The sequence below is a fragment of the Desulfobacula sp. genome, from assembly GCF_030611305.1.
In the GTDB taxonomy this organism is placed as follows: Bacteria; Desulfobacterota; Desulfobacteria; order Desulfobacterales; family Desulfobacteraceae; genus Desulfobacula.
In genome coordinates this window covers 1-5,923 of the sequence record NZ_JAUWQB010000135.1, presented here as the reverse complement: position 1 = coordinate 5,923, position 5,923 = coordinate 1, and the positions used below count along the sequence as shown (strand labels likewise).

The window sequence follows — 5,923 nt, the reverse complement described above, 5'->3', positions numbered from 1 at the left end:
TAACGACAACAACGCAAGCCTGACCCCATTTACCCTTCTCTATTTTTTCAAAAGCAATGCAATAGATTCAATATGATAGGTATGGGGGAACATATCTATTGGCTGAACTTCTTTGATCTCATATTTTGGGCCCAGCATCTCAAGATCCCGGGCAAGGGTTGCCGGATTGCAGGAGACATAGACAATTTTTTCAGGACAGATCGAAAGCACCTGTTTAACAACATCCTTGTGCATACCAACCCTTGGCGGATCTATAATCATCACATCGGGTTTTTGTTTTAATCGTGGCAGGACATCCTTGATATCCCCTTCAAGGAATTCACAGTTTTCGATTCCATTCAGATGGGCATTCTTTTTTGCATCGATAACAGCACTTTTCACAATCTCGATGCCATACAGCATTTTTGCCTGGCCTGACAGCCATATGGGAATGGTACCGGTTCCCGAATAAAGATCTATCACAATTTCATCGCCGGTCAATGCTGCATATTCCGAAACTTTTGAATATAATTTCTCGCAGGACCTGGTATTGGTCTGAAAAAATGAATTAGCCGATATTTTAAATTCAAATTTTCCCAGTTTTTCCTTTATGTGATCTTCACCATAAAGGGTAATTTCTTCCTTGTCGATTGAAACACCTGATTTTGAATCAGTTATATTGTTCAATATGGATTTGATCCCGGGATATTTTTGTGCCAGCAAGTCTGCAAGATTTTGAACCACGTCAATATTTTTTTCTTTGGTTATAATATTAACCATCCATGTATCAAAGGCCACGGAATGTCTGAGCATTAAAAACCGCCAGAATCCCTCATGGGTCCTTAAATGATAGGCCGAAAGATCTGATTCTTTTATGAAATTTCTAACATCGTCCAATATCTGATTGCCCAGGTTTGGCATGATTTCACATTGTTTAATATCAATGACCTTGTCAAAGGTACCCGGCACATGAAGTCCAATGCCAAAACCCTTTTTAATCTCCTCATTTTCAAGCTCCCAGGGCAGAAGCCATCTTTTTGAGGAACAGGAAAATTCCATTTTATTCCGGTATTCATAAATCCTGTCAGACGGGATCACATCATTCACCCGGACATCTTTGAGCCCGCCGATATGCTCCATGGATTCGGTCACATGTCTTTTTTTATACTCAAGCTGGAGATCATATTCGATCTGCTGCCATTTACATCCCCCGCAAAAATTACAGTATTGGCATTTTCCCTGGTTTCTTAAGGGAGATTCCTTTATAATTTTTATCAGCTTTCCTTCTGCCCAGGATTTTTTCTTTTTTGTTATTTTTGCAAATACCACATCGCCCGGGATACACCGGTCAATAAAAACCGGAAGACCATCAGGCTTTGCAAGCCCCCTGCCCCCAAAGGCAAGATCTGTGATTTCCAGTTCATAGGCTTTTCTTTTCTTAATTGTCATAATCCATATTTCTTTTTAAATAAATGGTTCATCCAGATTTTCAAAACTTGATATTATAAGTGTTTAATGGCATAAAGACAAGTTATGAAAAAAAGCTGCCATGACATTGAATTCGTATCCTGGGGATTTTCACTTAAAGGGATTCTGCACCTGCCCAAGGTAAAAAATCCGCCCCTTGTTGTCGGCTCACACGGTCTTGAGGGCTCAAAAGAATCGGCAAAACAAAAGGTGATGTCAGAACTGCTTGTCAAAAACAATATGGCTTTTTTCAGGTTTGATCACAGGGGCTGCGGTGAAAACCAGGGTGACTTTATCCAAGACACTTCCCTTGAAAAACGTACCATTGATTTTATCAATGCAACAAAGCATATTCTGAATCTTGGAAAGACCAGCCGGGACCTGGCTGTTTTCGGGTCCAGCATGGGAGGGGCCACCTGTATAAACGCCTGGGAATCACTTTTAAAAATGGATATCAATCTTTGCGGGGCTGTACTCTGTTCAGCACCTGTAAAGAGCCGGACCATTGAAAATATTCCAATGGATGCCAATGAAAACCACCCTGCCCTGCCCTTAAGCTTTTTTAAGCAGAACCTTCTATTTAATATTCGAAACAAAGCCCACAACCTTTTCAATGTGCTTGTTTTCCACGGGGATGCAGACCAGGTGGTGCCGGTTTCAAATGCCTATGATATCTACAATGCTGCAAAAGAGCCCAAACGATTGATCATCCATAAAAACGGAGATCATCAGATGACAGAAAAAAAAGATCAGGACCAGTTTGAGACTGAAGCTGTGGCATGGTTTTTAAGCTGTTTTGGTCACGGAAACCAGATGACGTCTTAAAAGCTCCAAAGCCATCATAGCAAACATTTTTTTATTCCTTAACCTGTCGTCAAAGGAAAATCTGTATGTTTTAGCCATTGAAACTGATGGCCCGGAAAGTCCTATGCATACCATTCCAACCGGCCTTTCTTTAGTACCACCCCCAGGCCCTGCAATACCAGTGGTTGATATGGCAAAATCAGCGCCGGCTCTATGCCTTGCACCCTGAGCCATTTCAAGGGCGGTCTGTTCATGAACCGCTCCGAAATCAATAATCGTCTTCTTTTGTACATTCAAAATGTTTATTTTAGCATCATTGGAATAGGTAATGCCTGAAAATAAAAAATAGTTGGAACTCCCGGCCACATCGGTCACCATGTTTGAAATCAGCCCGCCTGTACAGGACTCTGCAATGGCAAGGGTTTTCTTCTCTTTTGTCAACAACCGCCCTATTTCCTGTGCAATGGATAATCCTTGTCTTGACACCACCTTGTTTTCAAGTTGCCCAATGGCCCATTGTTTTGCCTTTGCAATATCAGATCTCGCCTTTTTATTGTCTTTATCAGAATCCGTTAAAATTATTTTGACTTCAATCACAGGAAAATCAGCCCGAAAACCCAGCCGCATTTCTGGAAACTTTGTTTTAAACCCTTTTAATAATGCCCCGACCCTTGATTCCGAAAGGCCGAACACGGTGAGCCGTTCAATCAAAATATCATCATTGAGATTGAATTCGCCCTTCAATACCTGTTTGATTTCTTTTTCAAACATAATTTTCATTTCAGAAGGGACACCCGGCATAAAGAAAAACCGGCACTGGTTGATTTTTATATAAAATCCCGGTGCCGTACCATTGTGATTGATAAGCATGCGTGAACCTGCCGGCAGCATGGCCTGTTTTTCATTATCTCTGGTCAAGGCAAATCCTCTCTTCTTAAAATAGGATTTCATGGATACCAGAGCGTCCTGGTCCAGCTCAAGCCTGTGGCCGGATGCTTTGCTGCATGCAAGGGCTGTTACATCATCCCGGGTCGGCCCCAGCCCGCCTGTCACAAGACAGATATCTGCCTTTAAAGATATGTCACCGATGATGGATGCAATCGATTCAACATCATCACCCACTGCCATAATCTTTTGAACTTCAACCCCCATATCTTTTAGTGCGCTGCAAAGAAAGACTGAATTGGTATCAACAATATCTCCTAAAAGGACTTCATCACCGGTTGATAGAATGTGAGCAATCATGATAGATTTCCCTTGATTTTTTTAAAAAACACTGCATGGTTTGATGAAAAAAAGGCGGGGTTTTTACGTATGCCCGACCCGACAGACACCTGTTTTTTAAATGTCTTATCTAAAAATTGTTTGACTTGCCTTCTGTCCCATCCGAACGGGTGCTTAAAATTTAAATATAAAGAAAGATCACCATGGTAGAACTCCCGGGTATCAAGATTTTTAGCATCATCACTGAATTTGGGAAGGTTAAATACAGCCAGGTTTAAATAATCAATATATTCTTCATGTGCCTTGATATATTCAAGCGTTTTAAACGCACTCTGCTCGTCTTCAAAACTCGTTCCAAAAAGAAGGTATACAAAAGTTAAAATCCCTGCCTGATGCAGGTTCTTTAATATGGTTGACACAAAATTAAGATGGGTTCCCTTGTTCATCTGGTCCAGCACGCCCTGGTCCCCTGATTCAAGGCCCAGTTTTAACATGTCGCAACCCGATAGTTTCAAGCCATGGCAAAAACCCGGGTCCAGAAACTCTTTTTCAAATCTCACAAATCCATACCATTTAAATCCAAATTTACTCTTTGACAAGGCTTTTAAAAAAGCCGGGGTAACGGCATTGTCGATTAAATGGATATAGTCAGGTGCATATTTTTGATCAACCACCTTTAAATCCTGCAACACCTTTGATGCCCGCTGGGAACTATAGGGACGGGTTTCCGCCTTTTCAGGGCAGAACCTGCACTTGCTCCAGTAGCAGCCGATGGATGCCCTGAAAGGCAAAACTTTTCCCGGAGCTATATACAGATCGTCTTTTACAAAATCATAATCCGGAACATAATGCTTCTTATCCACATCTTTTACACCAAAAAGTTCCAGCAGCGGTTGTTCCCCTTCTCCCCTGATCATAACATCAACAAGGTCTTTAAAGGGATCATTATAATCCGGCCTGCTCATCCAGGAGGATATCAGACCGCCGCCCATAACAATTTTTTTGTCTTTAAAATTATCTTTGATCCATCCGGCAAGAGCAAAACTCACAAGGGCCTGATTCAGGTAACAAAGAGAAATCCCGATAAATTTCGAATCTGTATTTTGAACCTTGCCTCTCAGCTTGTCTTCAAAAAACGGATAAAACGGATTCTCTTTATACAGCCTGGCACTTTTCAGCAAATCTTTGCTGTTAACAGAAGACAAGCTCGCATCCGAATAATCGCTTAACGTTATCCTGAATCTTTTAGTATCCACACTGATGGACAAAAGCTTGTTTAAATCATAGACCCTCTGATGATACCGATCCATATTTTCATACAAAGCCTTGTCTTTTAAATCACAAAGTATTTTTTCCCTGTTCTTTAATGCCCTTTTTGACCAGGAATCAATGGGAACAATATTTGAATTGATCAAATATAAAAGCCCTTCAATATTTGCATCAACCACATGACACGAAATCCCCTGCTCCTTTAAAGCAGCAGACAAAAGTGCCACCCCGGCAGGAGGCTCACACGGTTTGGCAACGGGCGGAAAAATCAGCAGCATGGTAAAACATCCTAAAGTTAATCAAATAATAAATGTTAGCTTTTACCACATTTCTACTAAATCCTCACCTGGTAATTTTTATCCCCACTGGCAAGGACAAAACCTGAAAATTTTCAAAAAATAGGGGTTTACCCCGATTGATTTTTCCGTCACCCCTTTATATAAATAAGGAACAAAAAAATTACTTTCTTACAGATATCTTGAACAATGATATTGTAATCGACAGGGCGGAGCTGTGCCGGGAACCCCACAACTACAGATCCAGCGGGCTCTTTAATTCCTTGATCTTCCTGGACTTGACCGTGTGGGTATAGATCATGGTGGTTCGGACATCGCTGTGCCCCAAAAGCTCTTGAATAGTCCGAATGTCATAATTAGCCTGGAGCAAATGGCTTGCAAAACTATGGCGGAAGGTATGGGGCGAGGCCCTTTTAAGAAGCTTTAATTTTTTGACAGCCTTCTTTATGGCTTTTTGCACGTGGGTTTCATGCAGGTGATAACGCCGGGATTCATTTGTTTCAGGCACATAGGTCAATTCTCTTGCCGGGAAAAACCATTGCCAGGTCAATTCCTTTCCAGCATTCCGGTATTTTTTTTCAAGTATCCCCGGCATGAATACACCATCATATTCTTTATCAAGATCATACTGATGTTGTGCAATCACATTTTCAACCTGGGCGTTCAATTCTGACCTGATAGACTCGGGAAGCGGAACGGTCCTGTCTTTTTTTCCTTTTCCATCATGAATTGTCAAAATATTATAACTCACATTTCGCACGAACAAAAATATTTTTTCAATGTAAATGCTAAATCCGCAATAATTTGGATAACCTACTGATATTAAAGCATAAAAATAAATCTAGACTTTTCTATTAAATTATTCTATAACACCCAATATAAAC

5 protein-coding genes are annotated in these 5,923 nt (G+C 41.0%); 1 reads left to right on the top strand and 4 read right to left on the bottom strand.

Translation table 11 applies throughout. The features are described from left to right. Positions 1–39 precede the first annotated feature (39 nt). Complete coding sequence (rlmD, locus tag QAI40_RS16500) at positions 40–1,428, bottom strand: 23S rRNA (uracil(1939)-C(5))-methyltransferase RlmD (protein WP_299983852.1); 1,389 nt, start codon at positions 1,426–1,428, stop codon at positions 40–42. A gap of 84 nt (positions 1,429–1,512) precedes the next feature. Between rlmD and QAI40_RS16495 the strand changes: the two genes are divergently transcribed. After that, positions 1,513–2,271 (top strand): alpha/beta hydrolase, encoded by a 759-nt coding sequence (locus QAI40_RS16495; RefSeq protein WP_299983854.1) that lies wholly within the window; start codon positions 1,513–1,515, stop codon positions 2,269–2,271. Here the strand turns inward: QAI40_RS16495 and QAI40_RS16490 are convergent. The 3 genes from QAI40_RS16490 to QAI40_RS16480 form a co-directional block, all read right to left on the bottom strand. Next, complete coding sequence (locus QAI40_RS16490; protein WP_299983856.1) at positions 2,233–3,495, bottom strand: CinA family nicotinamide mononucleotide deamidase-related protein; 1,263 nt, start codon at positions 3,493–3,495, stop codon at positions 2,233–2,235. The genes QAI40_RS16495 and QAI40_RS16490 overlap by 39 nt on opposite strands. Further along, positions 3,492–5,021 (bottom strand): B12-binding domain-containing radical SAM protein, encoded by a 1,530-nt coding sequence (locus tag QAI40_RS16485; protein ID WP_299983858.1) that lies wholly within the window; start codon positions 5,019–5,021, stop codon positions 3,492–3,494. Before QAI40_RS16485 ends, QAI40_RS16490 begins: the two co-directional genes overlap by 4 nt. Positions 5,022–5,274: 253 nt before the next feature. Then, the gene (locus tag QAI40_RS16480; RefSeq protein WP_299983859.1) at positions 5,275–5,775 is read right to left on the bottom strand and encodes a tyrosine-type recombinase/integrase; all 501 of its coding nucleotides are present in this window, start codon (positions 5,773–5,775) and stop codon (positions 5,275–5,277) included. Between the last annotated feature and the right edge of the window lie 148 nt (positions 5,776–5,923).